The 22,798-nt window shown below is 48.2% G+C and carries 21 protein-coding genes; 14 read left to right on the top strand and 7 right to left on the bottom strand.

Going from position 1 to position 22,798, the window contains the following annotated elements:
- Positions 1 to 142 precede the first annotated feature (142 nt).
- From PHF32_01015 to PHF32_00990, 6 genes are read left to right on the top strand one after another with little or no spacing between them, the layout of a single operon-like run.
- Positions 143 to 1,699 carry a lysine 5,6-aminomutase subunit alpha gene (locus tag PHF32_01015; protein ID MDD4559312.1) on the top strand — a complete coding sequence of 519 codons (1,557 nt, stop codon included), beginning with the start codon at positions 143 to 145 and terminating at the stop codon, positions 1,697 to 1,699.
- The gene (locus PHF32_01010; GenBank protein ID MDD4559311.1) at positions 1,696 to 2,430 is read left to right on the top strand and encodes an OAM dimerization domain-containing protein; all 735 of its coding nucleotides are present in this window, start codon (positions 1,696 to 1,698) and stop codon (positions 2,428 to 2,430) included. Before PHF32_01015 ends, PHF32_01010 begins: the two co-directional genes overlap by 4 nt.
- Positions 2,430 to 3,737 carry an RIP metalloprotease RseP gene (gene rseP, locus PHF32_01005; protein ID MDD4559310.1) on the top strand — a complete coding sequence of 436 codons (1,308 nt, stop codon included), beginning with the start codon at positions 2,430 to 2,432 and terminating at the stop codon, positions 3,735 to 3,737. The genes PHF32_01010 and rseP overlap by 1 nt, the downstream gene beginning before the upstream one ends.
- A 1-nt stretch (position 3,738) precedes the next feature.
- On the top strand, positions 3,739 to 4,854 hold the full coding sequence (gene tgt, locus PHF32_01000; protein ID MDD4559309.1) for a tRNA guanosine(34) transglycosylase Tgt: 1,116 nt from the start codon (positions 3,739 to 3,741) through the stop codon (positions 4,852 to 4,854).
- Positions 4,855 to 4,864: 10 nt separating this feature from the next.
- On the top strand, positions 4,865 to 6,211 hold the full coding sequence (locus PHF32_00995; GenBank protein ID MDD4559308.1) for an SH3 domain-containing protein: 1,347 nt from the start codon (positions 4,865 to 4,867) through the stop codon (positions 6,209 to 6,211).
- 10 nt (positions 6,212 to 6,221) lie between these two features.
- Entirely contained in the window at positions 6,222 to 7,061 is an 840-nt protein-coding gene (locus PHF32_00990) for a hypothetical protein (protein MDD4559307.1), read from the top strand.
- A 77-nt stretch (positions 7,062 to 7,138) separates the two neighbouring features.
- On the opposite strand, the gene PHF32_00985 is transcribed toward PHF32_00990, so the two are convergent.
- The 7 genes from PHF32_00985 to PHF32_00955 all read right to left on the bottom strand — a co-directional run bounded on the left by PHF32_00985 (position 7,139) and on the right by PHF32_00955 (position 15,041).
- Positions 7,139 to 8,080, bottom strand: coding sequence for an SPFH/Band 7/PHB domain protein (locus PHF32_00985; protein MDD4559306.1), 942 nt, complete (start codon positions 8,078 to 8,080; stop codon positions 7,139 to 7,141).
- Positions 8,081 to 8,268: 188 nt separating this feature from the next.
- A complete protein-coding gene (locus PHF32_00980; protein ID MDD4559305.1) occupies positions 8,269 to 9,708 on the bottom strand; it encodes a TldD/PmbA family protein in 1,440 nt (479 codons plus the stop codon).
- Positions 9,709 to 9,719: 11 nt separating this feature from the next.
- A complete protein-coding gene (locus PHF32_00975) occupies positions 9,720 to 11,048 on the bottom strand; it encodes a metallopeptidase TldD-related protein (protein ID MDD4559304.1) in 1,329 nt (442 codons plus the stop codon).
- 20 nt (positions 11,049 to 11,068) lie between these two features.
- On the bottom strand, positions 11,069 to 12,328 hold the full coding sequence (locus PHF32_00970; GenBank protein ID MDD4559303.1) for an amidohydrolase family protein: 1,260 nt from the start codon (positions 12,326 to 12,328) through the stop codon (positions 11,069 to 11,071).
- Position 12,329: 1 nt separating this feature from the next.
- Positions 12,330 to 13,094, bottom strand: a complete 765-nt coding sequence (locus PHF32_00965) for an enoyl-ACP reductase (protein ID MDD4559302.1) — start codon at positions 13,092 to 13,094, stop codon at positions 12,330 to 12,332.
- Between the two features lie 2 nt (positions 13,095 to 13,096).
- Positions 13,097 to 13,963, bottom strand: coding sequence for a hypothetical protein (locus tag PHF32_00960; GenBank protein MDD4559301.1), 867 nt, complete (start codon positions 13,961 to 13,963; stop codon positions 13,097 to 13,099).
- A complete protein-coding gene (locus tag PHF32_00955) occupies positions 13,956 to 15,041 on the bottom strand; it encodes a hypothetical protein (protein MDD4559300.1) in 1,086 nt (361 codons plus the stop codon). Before PHF32_00955 ends, PHF32_00960 begins: the two co-directional genes overlap by 8 nt.
- Before the next feature lie 701 nt (positions 15,042 to 15,742).
- On the opposite strand from PHF32_00955, the gene rpmF reads away from it, so the two are divergent.
- From rpmF to rnc, 8 genes are all read left to right on the top strand, one after another.
- Entirely contained in the window at positions 15,743 to 15,922 is a 180-nt protein-coding gene (gene rpmF / locus PHF32_00950; GenBank protein ID MDD4559299.1) for a 50S ribosomal protein L32, read from the top strand.
- A 2-nt stretch (positions 15,923 to 15,924) separates the two neighbouring features.
- Positions 15,925 to 16,920 (top strand): phosphate acyltransferase PlsX, encoded by a 996-nt coding sequence (gene plsX, locus PHF32_00945; protein MDD4559298.1) that lies wholly within the window; start codon positions 15,925 to 15,927, stop codon positions 16,918 to 16,920.
- On the top strand, positions 16,920 to 17,912 hold the full coding sequence (locus PHF32_00940) for a ketoacyl-ACP synthase III (GenBank protein MDD4559297.1): 993 nt from the start codon (positions 16,920 to 16,922) through the stop codon (positions 17,910 to 17,912). The genes plsX and PHF32_00940 overlap by 1 nt, the downstream gene beginning before the upstream one ends.
- An 8-nt stretch (positions 17,913 to 17,920) precedes the next feature.
- A complete protein-coding gene (gene fabD / locus PHF32_00935; GenBank protein ID MDD4559296.1) occupies positions 17,921 to 18,853 on the top strand; it encodes an ACP S-malonyltransferase in 933 nt (310 codons plus the stop codon).
- Between the two features lie 42 nt (positions 18,854 to 18,895).
- Positions 18,896 to 19,642 carry a 3-oxoacyl-[acyl-carrier-protein] reductase gene (gene fabG / locus PHF32_00930; GenBank protein ID MDD4559295.1) on the top strand — a complete coding sequence of 249 codons (747 nt, stop codon included), beginning with the start codon at positions 18,896 to 18,898 and terminating at the stop codon, positions 19,640 to 19,642.
- 48 nt (positions 19,643 to 19,690) lie between these two features.
- Complete coding sequence (locus PHF32_00925; protein ID MDD4559294.1) at positions 19,691 to 19,924, top strand: acyl carrier protein; 234 nt, start codon at positions 19,691 to 19,693, stop codon at positions 19,922 to 19,924.
- Between the two features lie 164 nt (positions 19,925 to 20,088).
- Positions 20,089 to 21,333, top strand: a complete 1,245-nt coding sequence (gene fabF / locus PHF32_00920; GenBank protein MDD4559293.1) for a beta-ketoacyl-ACP synthase II — start codon at positions 20,089 to 20,091, stop codon at positions 21,331 to 21,333.
- A gap of 61 nt (positions 21,334 to 21,394) precedes the next feature.
- Positions 21,395 to 22,174, top strand: a complete 780-nt coding sequence (gene rnc / locus PHF32_00915) for a ribonuclease III (protein MDD4559292.1) — start codon at positions 21,395 to 21,397, stop codon at positions 22,172 to 22,174.
- Positions 22,175 to 22,798: the final 624 nt, after the last annotated feature.

Here is a 22,798-nt window from a genome sequence, read left to right as displayed (position 1 = left end):
CTTTTTGTGTACTACAAAAAATGTCCCAGTGTTGTCCACTATATAGATATTGAAAGCACAAATCCCGATTTGCTTTTTTCTTGACCAAAAACAGGGTCTTAAAAAGCTCGTAAACAGGAAAATATCACTATTTGGAGTGTAAATGCTAGAACTCAAGTTAGATTCCGGTTTGGTTTCCCGTGCCCGCACTGCTGCGGCAAGGATAACGGGAAGCTTCAGCCGACTCTTTGACACTCATAGCTCTGTAACCATAGAGCGCACAGTGCTGCGTCTTTTGGGTATTGACGGCGCTACTGAAGACGACAAGCCTCTGCCCAATGTGGTAGTGGACGCCTTACAAAACGCCGGAGCGTTAAATAAGGGGGCGGCCATTTGGATAGCCAATGCCATGCATCATAAAGCAATCAGCGCTCAGCGGGCAGCAGAATTCGTGGCATCCGGGGAGCTCGACCTTGTCGGATTGCCCATGGCTCCAGCGAAAGACTTGTATCCCATTTTGGAGGATCTATCCTCAAAGATGCTGCATCATATCGCTTCGCAAAGGCAAGCCAGAGAAGGCTTCTTTGCCAAATATGGCCCCCGCCGCGTTCCTGCCATCTACGTGATCGTGGCCACCGGTAATATCTACGAGGATGTAACTCAAGCCAAAGCCGCTGCTCGTGAAGGTGCGGACATCATCGCCGTGATCCGCTCGACTGCGCAGTCGCTCCTGGACTATGTGCCTTATGGCGCCACTACAGTTGGTTTCGGCGGTACTTATGCCACTCAGGAGAACTTCCGCATCATGCGTAAGGCCTTGGATGAAGTATCTGAAGAACTGGGGCGCTATATAAGCTTGACCAACTACGCTTCCGGATTGTGTATGCCGGAAATTGCTGCCATGGGCGCCATCGAAAGGCTGGATCTAATGCTGAACGACGCCATGTACGGCATCCTCTTCCGTGATATCAATCCCAAACGCACTTTGCTGGATCAGTATTTTGCCCGCATGATCAATGCTTTTGCCGGCATCGAGATTCAAACTGGAGAAGACAACTATCTCACTACTTCCGACGCTGTGGAGAAAGCCTATACCGTTACTGCCTCTCAGCTTTTGAATGAAAGCTTTGCCTTGCTAAGCGGAGTTAAGCCGGAAAAGATGGGTTTGGGCCATGCCCACGAAATCGATCCGGAATTTGAGAACAGCTTTAGCTACGAGCTCGCGCATGCCATGCTAACTCGCGAACTATTCCCCAAAGCTCCTGTGAAATATATGCCGCCCACAAAGTTTGCCAGCGGCAACATCTTCAAGACCCATCTGATGGATGCCATGTTCAATTTCATTGGACAGCTTACGGGTCAGGGCGTGCAGCTTTTGGGCATGATGACCGAAGCCATCCACACTCCCCATCTGGTGGATCGCTCTCTGGCCATCGAAAACGCTCAATATCTCTTTAAAGCAGTAAAAGACTTGGGGCAACACATCCAATTGAGTCCGGATAGTTTTATAATAGAGCGTGCCAATCTGGTACTAAGACAGGCAACGGAATTCCTGGAAAAAGTGGCGGATGAAGGCCTCTTCAATGCCATGGCAGCAGGAGATTTTGCCGAAATCAAACGCCCCGAAAACGGCGGTAAAGGCCTGGATGGAGTGTTTGAACGCCACGAGGAATACTATAATCCCTTTATGGACAAAATGAAGAAGGAGCTGGGACTATGACACACATCGTGAAACCCTATGGCGACACACTTAACGACGGCAAGATCCAGCTATCCTTTGCCTTGCCGGTGAAAAACGACGTAAGCGGCAAGGAAGCAGCACGTATATTGATCTTATCCATGGGCTTTGATGAAGCTGAAATAACCAGTATGCGGGATCTCGGTGAAGGTTTTACTCATTTCATCGCCTATGCCGCAACATCCGTGGGAGTGGACACATCCAAGATCAAAGTGAAAGTGGTGGAAACTCCTGTGATGGATATGGATGCCACCGATCAATACGTGGCAGAGCATCTGGGCAGAACCATCACCGTGGTAGGAGCATGCATCGAAAGCGACGCCCATACCGTGGGCATCGACGCAATAATGAACATGAAGGGCTACAACCATCGCTTCGGTTTGGAGCGTTATCAGTGCTTCAACGCTGTAAATATGGGCGCTCAGGTACCATCAGAATTGCTCCTGGCAAAAGCACGTGAGCTAAATGCGGATGCCATCCTGGTTTCACAGGTCGTTACTCAGAAAAACATCCACATCAAAAACCTGACCCGCCTGATCGAATTGGCGGAAGCTGAAGGGCTGCGCGACAAGATTCTTTTCATTTGCGGAGGTCCGCGGATATCTCACGAATTGGCAATTGAACTGGGCTATGATGCCGGTTTTGGCACTGGGAGCTATGCCACGGACGTCGCTTCCTACATCGCCATCACACTCAGTAATAAGCAGGCCTGATGCTGTCGCTCTTGTTGATGCTGGTCGCCCTGGGACTGATGATCACCATTCACGAAATGGGACACTTTTTGGTGGCCAGGGCATTCGGAGTGGGCATTGAGAAGTTCTCCATAGGTTTTGGAGCACCCATCACGCAGTTCCGGAGGAACGGCACCGATTACCGCATTGGCTGGATTCCTCTGGGGGGCTATGTGAAGATGAGAGGCGACAGCAGCGATCAGGAGGAAGAAACTGACGCAAACGTGCCCGAGCATGAACGCTTTGACGGTAAGATATGGTGGCAGCGGGCATTGATAGTATTTGCCGGTCCCTTTGCCAATCTGATATTGGGTATGTTACTCTTTATGCTGGCATTCAGCTTTCCCCAAAAGCTGGAAGACCTTTCTCCAGTGATTTCTTCTGCAGATGGAGTGTGGGCACAGCATTTTGTTCCCGGCGATTCACTAGTGGCTGTGAACGACAAGCCGGTGGGGGGATTCAACCGCTTCCTGCTGGAATTTGCCTCTGCCGAAAAGCCCACCATCACCTATCACAGAGATAATAAGGAACTGCAACTAACTGTAGCCAACGCCGATAAGGATTCTCTGATGCGCAGCTTGATCCCCAGGGTAACTACGGTAGTCGGCGAGGTATTTTCCGGGCTTCCCGCCTGGCGCGCCGGGCTGAAACCTATGGACAAGATCCTGATGGTGGATAGCGTAGCCGTAACAGATTGGTATGAAATGCGAAAGCTGATTGTGAACTCCCCCAATAACGAGGTGATCTTGCGGATTGCCAGAGGAGAAGAGGAGTTTGAGCGCAGAATCAAACCGGAAGAAAACGTCGCAGTGGGTCAAGAACGGATGATCGGCATCAGCCAATACATGCCCATCAGCGAAAGTCTGCGTCACAACCCGGTGGAAGCCATCAGGCTGGGTGCTGCATCCAGCGTGAATTTCGTATTGATGAATTATCAGGCACTATTCAATCTGGTAAAACAACCCTCGCAATTGAAATCCAGTGTGGGCGGTCCTGTGATGATGGCATCGATGAGCTCGGAGATGGGCAGACGCGGCGCAGGCAGCCTGATCCTTTTCTTTGGTTCCATCAGTTTAATCCTGATGGTGATGAACCTGTTGCCCATCCCCATTCTGGATGGCGGACACATCCTTTTTGCCTTTATAGAGGGCATAGTGGGCAAGCCTCTGCCTTTAAAAGTACAATCCTTTCTGCAACGCATCGGTTTTGCCATCCTGATCACTCTGATGATCTATGCGTTCTACTCCGATATTTCGAAGCTCTTCCTGCGCTTCATATACACGAGGTAGAATGCCGTTCAGCTTTAAATTACAAGCCACCAGCGGTAAAGCCCGCGCCGGAAAGATAAACACCAATCATGGTGAGATACTCACTCCCGTTTTTATGCCCGTCGGCACTTTGGGCACAGTGAAGGCCATGAGTCCCAAAGAGCTGATGGATGCGGATGCACAGATAATATTGGGCAATACCTATCACCTGTATATGCGCCCCGGTCACGAACTCATCCGCAAAGCAGGCGGTCTGCATAAATTCATCAATTGGCCCCTCCCTATGCTGACCGATAGCGGCGGCTTCCAGGTGATGAGTCTGGCTGCACTGCGCAAGATCACCAAAGACGGAGTGAAGTTCCGCTCGCACATCGATGGTTCGCTGCATTACTTTACACCGGAATATGTGATGGAGATTCAGGAAGCACTGGGTGCTGACATCATTATGAGTTTTGACGAATGCCCGCCTTATCCCGCCACCCGGGAGTATGTGGAGAAATCTCTGAAAACTACCCTACACTGGGCAGAACGCGGACTGAAAGCATTCACAAACCAGAAGAACCAGGCTCTCTTCGGCATAGTGCAAGGAGGCATCTACGAAGACTTGAGGGAGAAATCCGCTCGTACCCTGATGGAAATGGACTTTCCCGGATATTCCATCGGAGGTCTAGCCGTAGGCGAGAAAAAGCTGGATATGTTCAGAATCACCGAGTTTTTAAACGACATCCTTCCCCAAAATAAACCCCGCTATCTGATGGGAGTGGGAACTCCCAGCGACTTGCTGAACAACATAGCCCGCGGAGTAGATATGTTCGATTGTGTGATGCCCACTCGCAATGCCCGCAAGGGATCGATTTTCACCAGATATGGCAAGATGATCATCAAGGCGGCGCGTTATAAAGAGGATTTTGGTCCCATCGATCCACAGTGCACCTGCTATGCCTGCACACACTTCAGTCGAGCTTACATCCGCCATCTGATCTCCATGAACGAGATCCTGGGTATGCGGCTGGCTACAATACACAGCTTGCATTTCTATCAGGAACTGATGAATATGGCGCGCGGAGCAATCCTGGAAAATCGCTTTCAGGAGTTTCTGGATGCGATGCTGCCGGTTTTGGACAATATCGTGGATTAAAGGAGCATTTATGCGCAGTTTTGGGCTGTATGCGAGCTTTATTTGTTTGATTATTTGGAGCTCTATTCTTTCTGCAGTGGAAGCTCCGCGATATCTGGCACTATCAGAAAATCCCCCCTTGGTATCTCCCGATCTGCGCCGTCCGGGTTTCTGGATTTCCCGTCATCCGGCACCGGATAGTCTATTGATGAATCCAGATATGATCGCCGCTTTCAACCGTCGTATACTGCGAAAGGGCGATGTGGGGCAGATCACTCAAAGCTCTGCTATCATCGGTGGATCGCTTTTGAAACGCCATATCAACGATTGCTACAACATGGCCAAAGGACACGGTAATTTCCGGCAGGATGGCAGCGCTACCGACACACAATTCTGGCAGACAATGCGGGAAGCCACCAATTTAAAAGCGATCAGGAATGTAAATAACTGCCGCTTTGCCTTCCCTATGCGCTACACAAATCAGCGTTTGCTGCCCTTTGCGGATATTCTGACCGAAGAAGCCCTGGATCTGGAATTTGACTATCTGCAAAACAGCGGTTTCGACATCGCAGAGCCACTGGTGATCTATCATGAATCAGCAGATGGGAACTGGGTATTTGGCGCCAGCAGAGCCACTTCCGGGTGGTTTTTGAAAGCCGATCTCGCGTTTGTGGAGCGCAATGAATGGCTGGCATATCAACAAGCCAGGGACTTCGTGGTAAACATCCAGGACAAGAGTGACCTCTATCTGGATGAAGCCAGAACCAAGTATTTCGGACTCATCCGAATGGGGAGCAGACTGCCAGTTATTGCTGAGAAAGATGCAGTATTCGAAGTGAAACTACCGGATTCCAGAAGCGCATACATCGCCAAGTCCGCTGTTCATCGCGGTTTTGCAGATTTCACTGCCCGAAATGTGTATGAATTTGCCTTTTCCACTCTGAATGCCCCTTATGGCTGGGGAGATCTGAATGCAGAATATGACTGTTCCGGATTCATCAAACAGCTATTCCTGTGCTTCGGAATATACCTGCCGCGCAATGGTACGGCACAATACAACGCCTGCCACAATCTGCATCAATTCTCCAACGGTGAATCCAGCGCCGAGAGAGAAGAGATCATTGCGGAACTGGCTTTGCCGGCGCAGACACTACTGCGCATGCAGGGACATATCATGCTCTATCTGGGTTCGTTTGATGGCCGCAACTATGCACTACACTCACTGTGGGGCATCAGAAGACCGGGCACAAATGAAGAGGACGAAATAATCACGACTGCCAAAACAGTAGTAAGCGATCTGTCTTTGGGAGAAGGCAGTAAGCGCAAATCACTTCTGCTCCGCCTTAGCGGTTTCGGAGCCATTAAAGATGGGAAATAAAGGACACACCATGTTAAAACGCATTATTATCTTCGTGCTGATGGCTTCTGTGCTGTATTTCGCACTGCTATTTGCCAAAAGCCCCCAAAGCCATACGCTGGGTACCGGAAGTGTGCCTGAAGCATCCGGTATTGCCCGCTCACTCTTGAATAAAGAGCTGATCTTTTGCCACAACGATTCCGGTGGTAAAGCCTCAGTATTTGCTCTGGATACAAGGGGCAGATTGCGGGCCGAATTACGCTTGGAAGGGGCTCACAACAGAGATTGGGAAGAGATCGCCACCGCCATAGATCCGATCTCAAAGAAAGCCTACATATATGTAGGTGAAATCGGGGATAACAACGCCCGTTACAAACACTTGAGCTTCTATCGCTTTCCCGAGCCGGAGATCCAAGACAGCCTGATCCTGATCGATGATTATGAACAAATTGATTTTCAGTATGAAGACGGTCCCCGCGATGCCGAAGCCTTCTTTGTGGATCCCAAAAGCGGAGACATCTACATAATCTCCAAACGCGAAGAACAAGTGGGAATCTACCATCTGCCCTACCCGCAAAACAGCGGATCGATCCTGATGGCGAAAAAGCTGGGACAAATGCAGATGAATTGGGTGACCGCTGCCGACATCTCCCCAAACGGTAAGTACATCCTGGTGAAAAACTACGGTAGCATCCGCCGGTTCAGACGCGGCAACAACCTCGTGAAAGCACTGGGCAAAAGGGGTAAGGACATGCCCTATCAACTGGAAGCTCAAGGAGAAGCGATATGTTTTGATGCACGAGGAAAGGGCTATTACACTCTCAGTGAAGCCTTGGAAGACAAGCCCCAGCTTCTCTACTATTACAAGTAATACCGCGCGGATATGAAAGATGCAGGGATATAATCGAAAGGGCGGTCTGCAAACCGCCCATAAGTGATTTGTTTAGTTTATTTATTGAACAGCTTTTCCATGGTCTTCACCGAACCCAGCAAAGCTGAGGATTCGTAAGGCAAGACCACTGTTTTGTCTCCTTGCTGGACCATCTTCTGAAATGCTTCAATGTATTTAAGAGCGATCTGATATTGGGCGGGATCGGCTCCGGATTCTTTCAGAGCTTCCGCCACCAAGAGGATGGATTTGCGCTCGGCATCTGCTACCAGAAGTTTGGATTGAGCTTCACCATCTGCGCGAGCGATCTTGGCTTGCCGTTCACCTTCCGCCACTCTGATCTGATACTCTTTTTCTCCATCTGCAGTAAGGATTTTAGCGCGCTTATCACGTTCTGCACGCATCTGTTTCTCCATGGCATTACGGATTTCTTCGGGTGGTTGTATCTCTTGCAGTTCCACGCGGTTCACTTTCACGCCCCATTTATCGGTTGCTTCGTCCAAGATGATGCGCAGTTTGTGGTTAATCGAATCCCTGGAGGTAAAGGTAAGATCCAGGCTCAATTCGCCAATTACATTACGCAGAGAGGTCTGAGTCAGCTTTTCGATCGCTTCGGGCAAGTTGCCGATCTCATACACTGCTTTGTAGGGATCCGTGATCTGGAAATAGAGCAGAGCATTGATGCTTATGGACACGTTGTCGGCTGTAATCACATTTTGGCGCGGGAAGTCATACACTGTCTCGCGAAGGTCGATTCGATTCTCTATTCTTTGAGCCACATAGACATTCCCCCGGTAGTCAGTTTTGTTGTAGCGCCAATGAATTGACCTCATTTTGTCGAAGATCGGTATTACAATGTGCAAACCGCTTGGTAGAGTGCGATAGTATTTACCCAGACGTTCAATGATGACCACTTCGGCCTGGCGCACCACGATGATGCCCCGGGCAATAAAGACGACAACTAACAGAGCAAATGCCAATACGAGATAAAGCGAAAACATTTCCACCTCCCACCTTTGTTTTATTTTCTACCAATATGAGCAAGATGGATTATCTGGCAAGGGAAATAATGTTCAGCGATCGCATTAGTTGTTTCCAAAAATAGACAAAGGCAACGCCAGGAATCTGCCAAGCGCTGCCCAAGTATATTGTTTATGTAGGTTTAAGTAGAATAGTGACTATGGGTAATCTACATTTTTACACTTACATTTATATTCTTGAACCTAGCCGGAGCTACTCCGTGGGACAAGCGCATAATCTGTCCAGGCTCTCCTTTCCCACAATGGAAAGTGGAGTGGTATGCCCATTCTTCTTCACCGCAGATGGCATCACAGGCGTTCCAAAACTGGGGAGTAATGCCGAAATAAGTAGGTTCTTTCACTATTCCTTTGATCTCGCCATCCTGTATCTTGTAACCGATTTCGGTGGTAAATTGGAAGTTGTTGCGATTGTCGTCTATGCTCCAGGTTTTGGTGAAATCCAGATAATATCCATGTTCTGTGCTTTTGATCAGATCTGCCAAACTGCCTTTCCCGGGAACAATGCAGAAGTTTGTCATGCGCACCAGCGGAAAATCGTCTGCAAAAGCGGCCTTCATATTTGAGGATGGTTCCAAACCCAGCTTGTAGGCTATATGGCGTGAGGTTTGCTGATCAAGCAGGATACCTTTTTTGATGATGTCCACTCTTCTGCCGGGGACACCCTCATCATCGATGGGATGGTAACCCAGACCGCGAGGATCGGTACTGTCGCTGTAGATATTCAAGATATCCGAGCCATACTTGAAAATACCCAGCATATTGGGTTTCACAAAGGTTTTCCCGGCATACGATATCTCCTGACCAAAGATGCGATCAGCTTCGGTGGCATGCCCTACGGATTCGTGTAATTGTAATGCCAGGTGACCACCTCCGATAACAATATCAGCTCTTTCTTCCGTGATCACAGGAGCAGTAAGCAGGTCTTGGGCTTCCTTCATGATGCGTTCGGTGTTTTCCTCGAATTTCTGCTTGTGGAAGAGCTCAAATCCTGCTCTGCCGGCGCTCATGTGTCCCGGCCAAGTACGGGATTGCATCTGCCCGGCATCGGCGGCTATTACGCTCATCGTGGGTAGTGTATTGTACACTGATGTATGGCTATAGCTGCCTTCAGTATTTGCATAATACTTCTCCTGATGTTCGAATTCTGCCATTACGTTGGAATGCACTATCTTGGCTTGTGGTTTGATGGCCAGAGCCAGGTTCTGCAGGTATTCCAGCTTTTCTTCCTTCGGCATCTCAAAGGGATTGATCTCCGGATGATGGAAATATTCGGCAACGCTTGGTTTCAAAGCGGGGAAGGACACTTTCTCTTTCTGGAACTTTGCGCCTTGAACAGCGTTACCTTTGGCGCGGGTGATCAGGCGATCAATCGAAGCATCACTGAGATCATTGGAGCCAGCAAAGCCATAGCATCCATTCATCAGCACTCTTATGCCCAAGGCGGGGGAGTCTTTGGAAATGTTATAATTACGCAGGTTCCCATTAGCAAATGCGATGCTTTCGAAGTCTGTGAAAGTGATACGGACATCGGCAAAGGCGACATCCGAACTCTGCAGTTTGGCTACGATACTTTTTATCTTGTTTTCCATTTCTTGATATCCTAAATAGTCTTGGTGGATGATGTAATATTGAATCCCATTACTTTGGCATGGGGAGCCTTGACTGTGCTGACGGAGAAACTGGCGTAGTTTTCGGAGAAAGGAATGGTGTAAGCTTTGCTTTCCAAAGCGACCACATTCTCAATGATGCGGGTAATACGCTCTGTGAAACGCAGGTTGTTCACCACAGCATTTATCTTCCCATCCACGATCAGAAATGTGCCGTCCCGGGTGAGTCCTGTAAGGGATGTTACGCGAGGATTGATGAAGTTCATGTAGTGCAAGCTGGAGATGTACAAACCCTTTTTCACAGATGAGATCATTTCTTCCAGGCTGTGTTCTCCCGGGATAATCTTTAAACAACTGCCTGTATTACCGTTTTTGGGCAAGCCCAGTTTATGGTGAAAGTAGTTATCGCACAAAAAGGCTTTGAATACCCCTTTATCGATCAGATCCAGCTTTCTATAGATATACCCCGAAGAGCCGTAATCTACGCCAATCATCTCAGGATCCCCAGGATCGTCTGTAATAGTGATTCTTTCTGGGAATACTTTCTGATCCACTTTATTGTCGAAGTAGCTGCTATGCTGGTCCAGCGCCCATGCGCTCATGCCGAAACTGAGGTATTGGCAAAACTCCGCCAAACACCGCGGTGCCAAAATCACTTCATACTCGCCTGGTTCCACATCCACCACCGGATTCTTGGCATGAATAATCTTGGACAGTAAACGTGCGCTGAAGGCATCCTGATCGAAATAGGCAAAGTCCTCGCCTCCAAAAGTCTCCAATACCGTAACCTGATTTTTATTGTGAACCGCCTTTACTTCCAGGTAAATGGGAGAGTTAAGGCTGCGTTTGTCCAGGCCATTACTATTGATGATGCGGTATTGACTGTAGTTGCAGATGAAGGTACCATACAGTTCAAAATCGTGTTCAGCGGCTTTTGGGGCAATGGAACTGAGGATATCGGTCTTGCGCCCCAAGTCTATCGCTTCGATGTTGTTTGTTACATTTCGTGGTGGAGCCAGACTGAGGTCGGTTTCCAGATCATGGAAATCGGGATCTTCAGGCAGAGAATCGATGATTGACATTGCATCGCCCAAGGCAGTGTCGATTTTGTCCGGATCAGGGGAGTCCAGCTCGAATTTGTAGATTTTTTGGCCCTTGTACAATTCGCAGGATAGGCTGCAATTGTCTTTACTAATGTTGTAATTGGTTTGGCTCTGATAAAATCGCAGGAAGTCTGTTTGCCAGTTGTTTTGGACAATTTCGTACTTCAATTCCGGATGCTTGTCCAGTTCTGCTTTCAGATAAAGCAAGTTTTTGTGCATATACTTATGTCCTTTGTTGTTTATATCCAGCTTCGTTTGTTATGGCGGCGTTTGGGGCTTTGAACCCGAGGGACAAACTCACCTTCGGGCTTGCCGTCTGGTTCTTGCAATTTGCCTCGCAGCCATACTTGTTCGATCGCTCCGTTGAGTTCAATATTAGTTCCGTTGGGGCTCTTCAGCTTGGTAGTCTGCCCCGGATCGTAGATCACAAAATCAGCATCTGATCCTGCATCCAGGCATCCTTTTTTTGGATATATGCCCAGGCGTTTGGCAGGGTTTTCACTTAGCATCTTCAGACAAGTCGCAAGAGGTATCTTGCGCTTCTTCCACAGTTCGGAAAGCACCCAAAGATAGCTGTATTCCATCAAGTGCGGAGGATTGCCGTTAAATAGTTCATTGTCGGCCTCTACCTCGCTACAACTGTTTGAGAGTAGATATATCTTGTTAGTCTTTAGTAGTTCATACAACTCGGCATAATAATCAGCAAAATCCGTAGCCCAGGGAACGGGGAAAGCTTCCGGTTCCAAGAGATTCATTAGATCCATAATATTCATGCCAAATGAGATGTCGCTTCGTTTGGAGATGGTATTGATGAACTCTATAGTAAGGTAAGAACTTACTCTGGGAATGTGGATGGGATTCTCCTGCATCCTGCGCAGGATCTTCTTGATGCCATCCATCTGAGCAGTAAAGCTGTAGTCATCGTGGCTATCCACATCATAGCCCTGAAACGCAAATTCCGTATCGCTTTCGTAGATGTCCATAAACATATCCATGATCTCTGTGAAGTTCATCGATGTTACGGCGGCATTGGGCGAGGGATTCATCAGCAGGATGCCCACCACGCCTTTGTTCCACAGTTCTTGTGCAGATTCCGCGTAATAGGGGTAGTCGTCCACATCCACGTGAGCCCAAAAAGCCATGTCCGGATGCGCAATCCCTTCAATTCCCTTTATCATGACCTTCAGATCATAGCTTTCAAAGATAGGGTCTTTACTGTGGTAGCTCATCTCCGCCAGAGTGGTCCAACCGCCTTTAATAGCGGATTGACCTGCTTTTAAAAGATCTTTCTTCAACGTCTTTTTGCCAGTCACCAGATGGCTGTGGGCTTCGATGGCACCGGGCAGCAGCACTTTGCCCTTGAGATCGATAATCTCGTGATCTTCTTCGCAAGCGATTTCATCCGCGGAAATCTTCAGTATTTTGTCCTGGAACAGAACGTTCACCTTTTTTAAGGCGCTTGAGCTGGTGGGAAGGGAGGCATTGATAAATAGTTTCATGTTAATATGCCATAATCGATATTCCTGAATCCACGTAGATGATGTCCCCGGTAACTCCCGAAGCCAGATCTGACAGCAGATACAGGGCGGTTTTGGCAACATCCTCCTGTTCGATATTGCGGGAGAGGGGAGCAGATTTCTCGATGCGCCGTTGCATTTGCGCTATGCCGCCGATGGCAGACGAAGAAAGGGTTCTGATCGGTCCTGCCGAAATGGCATTCACGCGGATGCCTTTTTCTCCCAGACTATAGGCAAGATAGCGCACAGTGGCTTCCAAGGCAGCTTTGGCGATGCCCATCACGCCATAATTTGGAACCACTTTTTGAGCGCCGTAATATGTAAGGGTGATAATGGATGATCCTGAATGTAACAGCATCTCCGCTTCACGAGCTACTGCCAGTAGTGAATACACAGAGATATCCATCGCAGTTAAAAAACCATGCCGGCTGGTATGATGGAAGGGGATGTTAAGATCGCTGGACGGGGCAAAAGCCACACTGTGGACTATGTAATCCACGTGCTCCCATGCTTCGGCAATGAGACTGATCATGTTCTTGATGTCGTTGTCTTTACTAAGATCACACTCATACACCATGTCTATACCTAGCTCTTCCGCGATGGGTAACACTCTTTTTGCCAGAGCTGGTCCGGCATAACTGATCGCCAGCTCCACTCCCTGTTCTTCCAAAGATTTGGCGATGCCATATGCGATGCTGTGTTTATTGGCGATGCCCAGGATGAGGGCTTTTTTACCTTTCAAATCCATCGTTATTCTCCTTTCAAGCGCTGTATGGCAGCTTCCGTCTTGCTTTGCATCTCATTATTGGCATATTGAGAGAAGATATGCAGGGCTCTGGTGTACTCGCTGAGGGCCAGAGCTTTACTGCCGTCTGCTTCCAGAATCTTGGCCTTCAACCATAGATCATAGGCCAGAGCGGGGAAGTTTTCACTGCGATAATCCAGGATTTCCGCTTCTGCCACGTACTTTTGTGCCGCTCCGTAGTCTTTTAGAAGAAAACTGTGGTAGGACATCGCATACAAGGCTGCAGACAAGACCGAGGAATCTGCAGAGAAATCCTTTTTCATACTGCGTCGATAACGCTTTGAGAGCCGTTCCAGGTCACTGAAAGCAACGCTGGAAAAACCCGGTTTCAACCAGGAATCCGCCTGTAAAGCTTGCGTAAGCACTTGCACCCGCACACTGATGGGATAATCGTAGGAATCCACCGCAAGCTCCTTGATGCGGGCATAATCCCCAGCGTCCAACAATAAGTGGATATCCAACAGCAGAGGCACAAATGCCCCCTCCGGATCTGCATCTGCCACCAAATTCACTAAATCCTGGCGATAGGAGGTAAAAGACTCCTCATCACCGGCCAAATATGCTAATCTGGCCAAACCCGCCAAGGCAAATTCTTCGCCGCGCAAATCCCCAATACTACGGTATTGACGCAAGGCGGAAGCGTAAGTGGCAACGCTGTCTGTATTGCGCTGTTTTTGTTCCAGGTTTTGTGCCAGTTTCAGAGTGGCGTCCGCACTGGCTTTGGCTGGAGCTTCCTTCACCTTTACCGGACGCGAACACGCACCAAAGAGCAATAAAAGAGCACATACACCGCCCAGAATTGCTTTATTCACCGGGCACCTCGCCGATGCGTCCTTGTGGAGCATAATCTCTTATTACCGATGGACTTATACCTTTGCGCAGGAGAGGATTGTTGTTCAAAGCCTCAAGAGTTTTATTGGCTCTGTCCAGCGTCTGATTCAGGTTGTTTATCATCAATAGCAGCTCAGGATTAGAGCGCGACAGGCTGCCCATTATCTTTTCGGTCTCCTGCAGAGTACCACTGAGGGCCTGCAGTGAGGCACTTAGGGGAGCTATTAACACTTCCCCCGTGGGATCCAACATTTTTATGGCCAGACTGTCCGGATTAGCATAGTTTGCCGCCGCCAGGTTCACGCTCGCAATCAAGGTCTCCAGTTCATCCGTCTGTCCGGATAGGCTTTCACTGATGTCTGCTACATTATTCACAATGCGTAACACTACTCCCGAATCGGCGTTGTTATCCCGGTTCAGATTCGCCGTTAGCGTGCTCATCTCTTGTAGATTGATATTTAGCAAATCCAAGGTTTCCTCGGCTTTTTCCGAGACATTGGCGGCATGCACCAGGATCCGCATCAAAGCGCCTTTATCCGCATTGTCATCTTTGTTTATCTCACTGGTGAGCAAGCCGATGTTTTCCACGATCATGGCGATGGGATCACTACTTTTGGGCGAGTAAATCTTCAGCAGGGCTCTGCCTTCGGGAAAATCCGTAGAAGGAATGCGGCTGTTTTCCTCCAGTAATTCTTGAGCCCCGGGAGCTCTCACGTATTCCAGAGTGGTCTTGTTTGTGATGGGAATGGTGGTACGATATATCACACTGGATTCCACCATCAGGTGGCGATAGCGCTTCAGCACATAGAAATCCACCGAGATACTGCCATCCTCACTGAGAGAGAATTCATCGATCCTGCCGATCTCGAAACCTTTGTATAAAACGGGAGTCTGAGCCGAGATTCCGATGGCATTTTCCAAGTCGGTGATGAAATGAAAGCGCTTTTCAAATAAATTCTGCCTTATTGCGATGGATACAATAGTAAGGATCAGCACCATCACTGGGATGATGATGAAGGCAAGGACTATCTGATGGGTGTGTTTCAACTTATAATTCATAGTTTTTTCCAGATGAGTATAGTCTTTTATACGGCCTCAATTTTGTCAAGGAAGACTTTGCCCCGTCTCCAAATTTGGCTATGAGACTGTTCATCGCACAAGATAAATAACGAGTGATTCTCCCTCCCCAGTGCTACATCCACAAATGAAGCAGATATCATCGGGTTATCATCGGGTGGGCACTGCTTTATAACGGCTTTATATCTGCTTCGACACTGCTTTAGTAGCACGCAGATAATACAGATCGAACTGATATACGTAGATTGATCTGTAGTATGTCGACTTCTATCTTGAGTAGATTGCCGGTAAAGCCCGGAGGGCGGAACAGTTCATAGCGAGGGTGCGCTGCGAAGCGGAGCCTCTCGCATAGAACGCAACAACACGTATTGAGCCCCTTGTGGGCGACACCTGAGCCTAGCCTCCAATTATTGCTGCAGATATGTTTTGAGGTTTTAGATACACGAGATACAAAGAGTAGCAGCGGAATGCTACAATACGGATTTGTATTCCGCCGATCTGTGTGCAAACCAGATATTTAGTCCTCTCAAACAACTATTTTGATTGACAAAAACCAGGGCTTACAAGTTCATGCTCTGATTGACGTAAGTATTAGGATGAACATAATGTCCGGATTTGTCTTTTGTACACTTACGCATGAATCTTGAATCTGATTCATTTTTTTGTAGCCAAAGGAGTTTATAATGGCAGTACCAAAAAGAAAAACATCGAAGATCCGCAGAGACAAGCGCAGAACTCACGATGCTCTAATTGCACCGAGTTTCAGCACCTGCCAGAAATGTGGTGAAGCCACTCGCTCACACCATATTTGTGATAATTGCGGAACTTATAACCGCAAGCAGATTTTAGAAGACAAGGGATAAATTTGCGCGTAGCGCTGGATGCCTTTGGCAGTGATGCGGCACCTCATCCCGAGATCGAGGGTGCCGTTCTTGCCATAAAAGAGGATCTTTGCTCTCAGGTAATTCTGGTTGGAGACGAGCAGATACTGAGCACTGAATTAAGCAAATACTATTATGACCCGGCTCGCATCCGTATTGAGCATGCTGCCCAGCGGATCGAGATGGGAGATAGCGCCGCTGCATCTGTGCGAAACAAACGAGATTCTTCCATGGTTCGCACCATTGCCATCCACAAAGCCGGTATGGCAGATGTGGCAGTATCCGCAGGAAACACCGGAGCCATGATGAGCGCTTCCCTGATTACTTTGGGAAGGATGAAAAACGTATTGCGTCCAGCAATAGCCGTTGTATTCCCAACTCAGGACAGTCATGAGATCATCCTGGACGTTGGCGCCAATGTAGATTGCGACGCTGAACACCTGATGCAGTTTGCCATCATGGGGTCGAAATACTATGAGTATTTCTTCAAGGAAAAAAGACCCCGGGTAAGCCTACTGAACATAGGCGAAGAAAGCGCAAAAGGAAACTTGATGTCCAAGGAAGCTCACAAGCTGATGGCGGAAAGCAAAGACATCAATTTCGTGGGCAATATAGAGGGCAAAGACGTAATCTCCGGAGTTACGGATGTGATTGTCTGTGATGGCTTTGTGGGTAATGTAATGCTCAAGACCGTTGAGGGTGTGGGATTTTCCATCTTCCAGATCCTCAAAGAACAGATTAACAAGGATTGGGTTGCCAAATTGGGGGCGATGCTCTCCTATCCTGTTTATAGCTATATCAAAAAGAAACTGGACCACACCGAGTATGGGGGTGCTTTGCTGGTGGGACTGAACGGAATTCCCGTGGTATCGCATGGACGCAGCAATGCAAAAGCGATGAAGAACGCGATCCGTTTTGCCGCACACATAGCCGAATCCGGATTTGTGGAGCACACAAAAAACTATTTTGAGAGGTTGTAATGGGAAACTATCATGCAAAGTTCTCAGCCTTCGGGAGTTACGCCCCGGCCAAGATTCTTACAAACCAGGATCTGGAAAAAATGGTGGATACTTCAGACGAATGGATCCGCACCAGAACTGGTATGGTGGAACGTCATATCGCCAGTGCGGAAGAAGCTGCCAGTGATCTTGCCTATCAGGCGGCAGTGAATGCCATCGAAGCTTCAAAAGTGAAATACAAGGAGATAGATGCCATCATCGTGGCAACTATCTCTGGAGACCACCCCTTCCCCTCGACAGCCTGTATCTTGCAGAAACGCCTCGGATTAAAGGGGATACCAGCTTTCGACGTATCGGCAGGTTGTACAGGATTTATCTATGCCTGCGATATTGCCCGCCAATATGTGGAAAATGGCGCTGCTTCACACATTCTAGTGGTGGGTGTGGAAATCCTTACCAAAATAACTAACTGGAACGATCGTAATACCTGCGTTCTCTTTGGAGACGCCTCCGGCGCTGCGGTCATTTCCAAAGCAGAAGCCACGGATATCTCCCGCATTATCGATAGCAAAATAGATGCCGACGGTTCCCAGGGAGAATTCCTGATTCAAGTAGCCGGAGGTTCACGCCTGCCTGCCAGCCATGAAACCGTGGACGCCAATCAACACACGGTACATATGGAAGGTAATCGGATATTCAAGAATGCCATAAAATCCATGTTTGCGTCTTCTGATGAGCTATTACGCCGCAATCACATTGGCCCCTCCGATATCGACTGGGTGATCCCGCATCAAGCAAACCTGCGCATTATCGAAGCTTTGGCAGACAAAATGAAGATTCCGATGAGCAAGGTAATAGTCAACATTCAAAAATATGGCAATACTTCCTCTGCCACAATTCCCTTGGCGATCGACGAAGCTATCCGCACCAAAAAGATCCGCCGGGGAGAAATCCTGCTGCTCACTTCTTTTGGAGCAGGTCTCACCTGGGGTAGCATACTGGCAAGATATTAGAGGTGAAGATGAAGACAGCTTTTGTATTTCCCGGACAGGGAGCACAGTATGTAGGCATGGCTGCGGATTATCTGGCTGAAGACCCTGCCCTGATATCGCTCTTGCAAGTGTTTGATGCCAAGCACCATAGCGAGCTATTGAAAGCCATGCGCGAAGGCCCCGAAGATTTGCTCAAGCAAACCCAGATTACTCAGCCCGCAATCCTCTTCCACAGCGTGTGCGCCTTAACTGAATTCCGGAAGAGATTTGATCTGAAACCGGACTTTGTGGCCGGTCACTCCCTCGGCGAATTCACGGCATTGGTAGCATCAGGAATTCTGAGCCTTGAAGACGCCATGCATCTGGTTAATAAGCGGGGAGAGTTTATGATGAAAGCCGTGGGCGACATCCCCTTTGCTATGGCTGCAGTGATCGGACTGGATTCCCAGACTGTCAGTGAGATCTGCGTAGAAGCCTCTGCAGCGGGATTGGTACAGGCTGTGAACTTCAATACTCCCATCCAAACCGTGATTTCCGGAACCGATACCGGAGTGGCTAAAGCAGGAGAACTAGCGAAGGCAAAGGGAGCCAAAAGAGTATTGCCTCTGGTTGTCGGTGGTCCTTTTCACACTCCTCTGATCGCCAAAGCAGCCGATTGGCTGATAACCGAAATGGCGCAAATCACATTTTCCACGGGAAAGATTCCCGTAATATCAAATTACGACGCTCTGCCATCCGCTGATGGCGATATCGAACGTGAGAAACTGGGTAAACAGATCATCTCAGCCGTTCGTTGGGTAGATAGCGTGCGCTATATGATAGATCATGGCGTAGAGCGCTTTATAGAATTTGGCCCACAGAAAGTCCTGAGCGGAATGATAAAGAACATTGACAAAGAAGTGGCTGTGTATTCAGTTGATCGAAAAGTGGATTTTGCTGAGTTAGAGCGACTATTAGCCTGAACGCCGCTCATGAAATCCCTACAATATATATAAGGAAATACAATGTACGATTTTACCAATACAGTGATACTCATTACCGGAAGTGCTAGAGGCATAGGATTTACCCTTGCCAGACACTTCGCCAAAGCAAATGCCACAGTGATAGTGTTGGATATCAATAATGATGCCGTACAGAAGGCGGTAGACGACCTCAATACCATAGGCGGAAAGGCCTTCGGTTACACGGGCAACGTTACAGACTCCGCTGGCATAGAAGAGCTCTTTGCGCAAATCGTTCAAGAACACGGCAAGATCGACGTTCTGATAAACAACGCCGGAGTAACCAGAGACAACCTGATGATCCGCATGACGGAAGAAGAATGGCAGTTGGTGATGGACATCAACCTGAAAGGAAGCTTCATCTGCACTCAGAAAGTATTTAAACACATGATGAAAGCCCGTCAAGGCAGCATCATCAATATGGCCAGCGTGATCGGTTTGATGGGTAATAGCGGACAGGCAAACTACGCAGCATCCAAAGGTGGTTTGATTGCCTTTACCAAAAGCTGCGCCAAGGAATTCGCCAGGCGCAACATTAGAGTGAATGCCGTAGCACCGGGCTTTATCGAGACAGAAATGACCGCAAGCCTCAGCGATGAGATACGTGCCAGCTATGCCACCGCAATTCCCTTGGGAAGGATGGGGTCGCCGGATGATATCGCCAAGATATGTATGTTTCTTGCTTCCGAAGACAGCAGCTACATCACAGGGCAAACCATCGCGGTTGACGGCGGCCTTACCATGCACTAAATAATTACCTACATAGAGAAATCTCTCTTCAATTACATAGGAGGAACAATGGATATTGAAGCAAAAGTAAAACAGATCGTAATGGACAAACTGGGCGTAGAAGAAGCTCAGATCGTTCCTGCAGCAAACTTCATCGAAGATTTGCGTGCCGACTCCCTGGATACAGTGGAATTGGTCATGGCTTTCGAAGATGAATTTGGTCTTACTATTCCTGATGAAGATCAGGATAAACTTCGTACCGTTGGCCAAGCCATCGATTATCTGAAGGAAAAATTGGGATAATCGTACCAAACGCCTGGAATCAATCCTGATAGCATTGATATCAGGATTGGTTCCGTTTTATTCAAGCGCTTTTGTCTGCATCATCACAGCCATGTGGATTTAGGCAAATGCCCTGCTTTCAAAGTCGGTATACCGGCTGCAAGAAGACCAGATAAGAGGTATATATGCAAAGAAGAAGAGTCGTGATAACCGGTATCGGTGCTATTACTCCGGTTGGCCACAATGTTGTCCAAACTTGGCACAGCCTTGTGGGCGGAGTAGTTGGAGTTGGTTTGATCTCTCGTTTTGATACCGAAAATCTCCCTGTTAAAATCGCCGCAGAGGTAAAGAACTACAATCCCGAAGACCATTTTGAACATAAAGAAGTAAAGAAACTGGATTTATATACTCAGTTTGCTATGATTGCCGCTCGGGAAGCGGTCATAGACGCCGGTTTGGAACCGGGCAATTTCGATCCTGATCGCACCGGAGTGATTACTGGAGCGGGGATCGGAGGCATCCTTACTTTTGAAGAAGAATGCATCAAATGTTACACTGCAGGCCCCCGCAGGATTAGTCCATTCTTTATCCCCAAGATGATCGGCAATATCGCAGCTGCCCATATCAGTATCGAACACAATTTTAAGGGGATAAACTTCAATGTTATGAGCGCTTGCAGCAGTGCCAATCATGCATTGGGAACAGCGTTGCGCTCCATCCAATATGGCGATGCCGACATCGTGATTTCCGGAGGTACTGAAGCTGCGGTAACCCCCCTTGCAGTAGGTGGATTTTCGTCTATGCGCGCTCTTTCCACCCGTAACGACGATCCTCAAACTGCCTCCAGACCGTTTGATAAAGAACGCGATGGCTTTGTAATGAGCGAAGGTGCGGCTATGCTGGTATTGGAAGAGCTTGAGCATGCCAAAGCCCGTGGAGCGAAGATTTACGCAGAGCTTGCAGGTTACGGAGCCTCTGCCGATGCTTACCACATTACTGCTCCTTCCGAAGACGGCGAGGGTAGTGCGCGAGCTATTATTATGGCGATCAAAGATGCTGGATTATGCATCGATGATATTGACTACATCAACGCCCACGGCACATCTACACCTTTGAACGACAAAGGTGAAACTCAATCCATTAAAACAGTGTTTGGAGCCAAGGCTTACAAGCTGAAGATAAACTCCACCAAATCCATGGTCGGACACATGCTGGGTGCTGCTGCAGGCATCGAAGCCATCGTATGCGTGAAAAGCATCGAAACCGGCATCATTCACCCCACCATGAACTTGTTAAATCCCGATCCCGATTGCGATCTGGACTACACTGTAGCTTGCGCAGCAAAACAAGAGGTAAATGCCGCTTTATCAAATTCCCTCGGTTTTGGCGGGCACAACAGCTCAGTGGTAATCACTCGCTACAAAGGCTAAATGAATCATTTGTGGTCCCCCGCTGGCATTGCCATCGGCGGGACCATTTCATTTTGGAAAGATGAGTAAAAACTTGAAGAATATTGTCTCGCAAATCCTTGAATACTTCAACGGCAAACATATGCCGGAAAGCTATCCCAAGTGGGAAAAAAGCTTGCAATCTCTGCAAAAGCGTATGGACTACAATTTCAACGATATGACACTGCTCAAGGCTGCTCTCACCCACAAATCTTACCTGCGGAGGCATTTCAACGACCACAAGATGCCATCTCCATTCGAACGCATGGAGTTTTTGGGTGATAGCATTCTGGGCTTTGTAGTGTCCAAAGAACTCTTCAGCCGCCATCCTAACGAGCAGGAAGGCAAGCTCTCCAAACTTAAATCCAAGATAGTATCCGAGACCTATCTAACCTTGAAAGCAAACAGCCTGGAACTGGGCAAATATCTGCTTTTAAGCCCGGAAGAAGCAGCCTCGGGGGGAGCTGAAAAGCCATCCATCCTCTCCGACAGCGTGGAGGCTCTGATCTGTGCGATCTATCTGGATAGCGGTATTGCGGCAGCATCGCGCTTCATCAAAAGTCACCTTCTGATAAACTATGAAGAGACTGTTACCCGCGACGAACTGGTAAACTACAAGTCGATTTTGCAGGAGTATCTGCAAGGACACAATCAGGATCCGCCAAAATACGTCACCATCTGCGAAGACGGCCCCGAACACCAAAAGGTCTTTACCATCGAAGTGCGCATCGGAAACAAACTGAGTTGCATCGGTAAAGGCAACACCAAGAAAGCCGCCCATCAGGAAGCCGCCAGAATCGCCTGTCAGAAATTAGGCATTTAACGCACATTTACCCTGCCCAACACTGGAAAATGCTCCTGCTGGCATTATCCCTTTTGTTCCCCTTGAGATGAACTAGATCTGAAGCAGTTATTAAGCCATTATCATCGAGTGACCACACGGGCATAACGGGACAATATCTGCTTCGGCACCACAGTAATTTCACGGCATGAAGGCAGCTTTGTAAATCTATTTTACGCCAAATTTCAAGAAAAATCTTGACCGCAAGCCTCTTTTGCTCTATTCTGTAATATATAGTTCAGGCATAATAGTTTCTGGAGTTCAAGTCACCCTGGATATCTATCTATAGAAGAATGAGTTTAAAAGGGGGCTTGGACTTCAGGAAATGCATAATTAGAACATACTTTGAAGTCCATTTGACCTTAATAACATATAGGTTATGTATAGATGTAAAAGGTCAAATGACCGCCAATGCTTGACTAGTGTATCCTAATAGGAGAATTGATGGGACCTATTACAGAACACCATTTGATGCTGTTCCTCATCCAGTTTGCATTGCTTTTGGGGCTCTGCAAGATCGCAGGCTACCTCTTCGAGAAACTGAAGCAATCCAGTGTGACTGCAGAACTTCTGGTGGGTATAGTTTTGGGTCCTGCCATATTAGGC

Source organism: Candidatus Cloacimonadota bacterium (assembly GCA_028706475.1).
Classification (GTDB): domain Bacteria; phylum Cloacimonadota; class Cloacimonadia; order Cloacimonadales; family Cloacimonadaceae; genus UBA5456.
The sequence above is the reverse complement of the archived record's forward strand: the minus strand, read 5'-3'. Positions and strand labels throughout refer to the sequence as shown.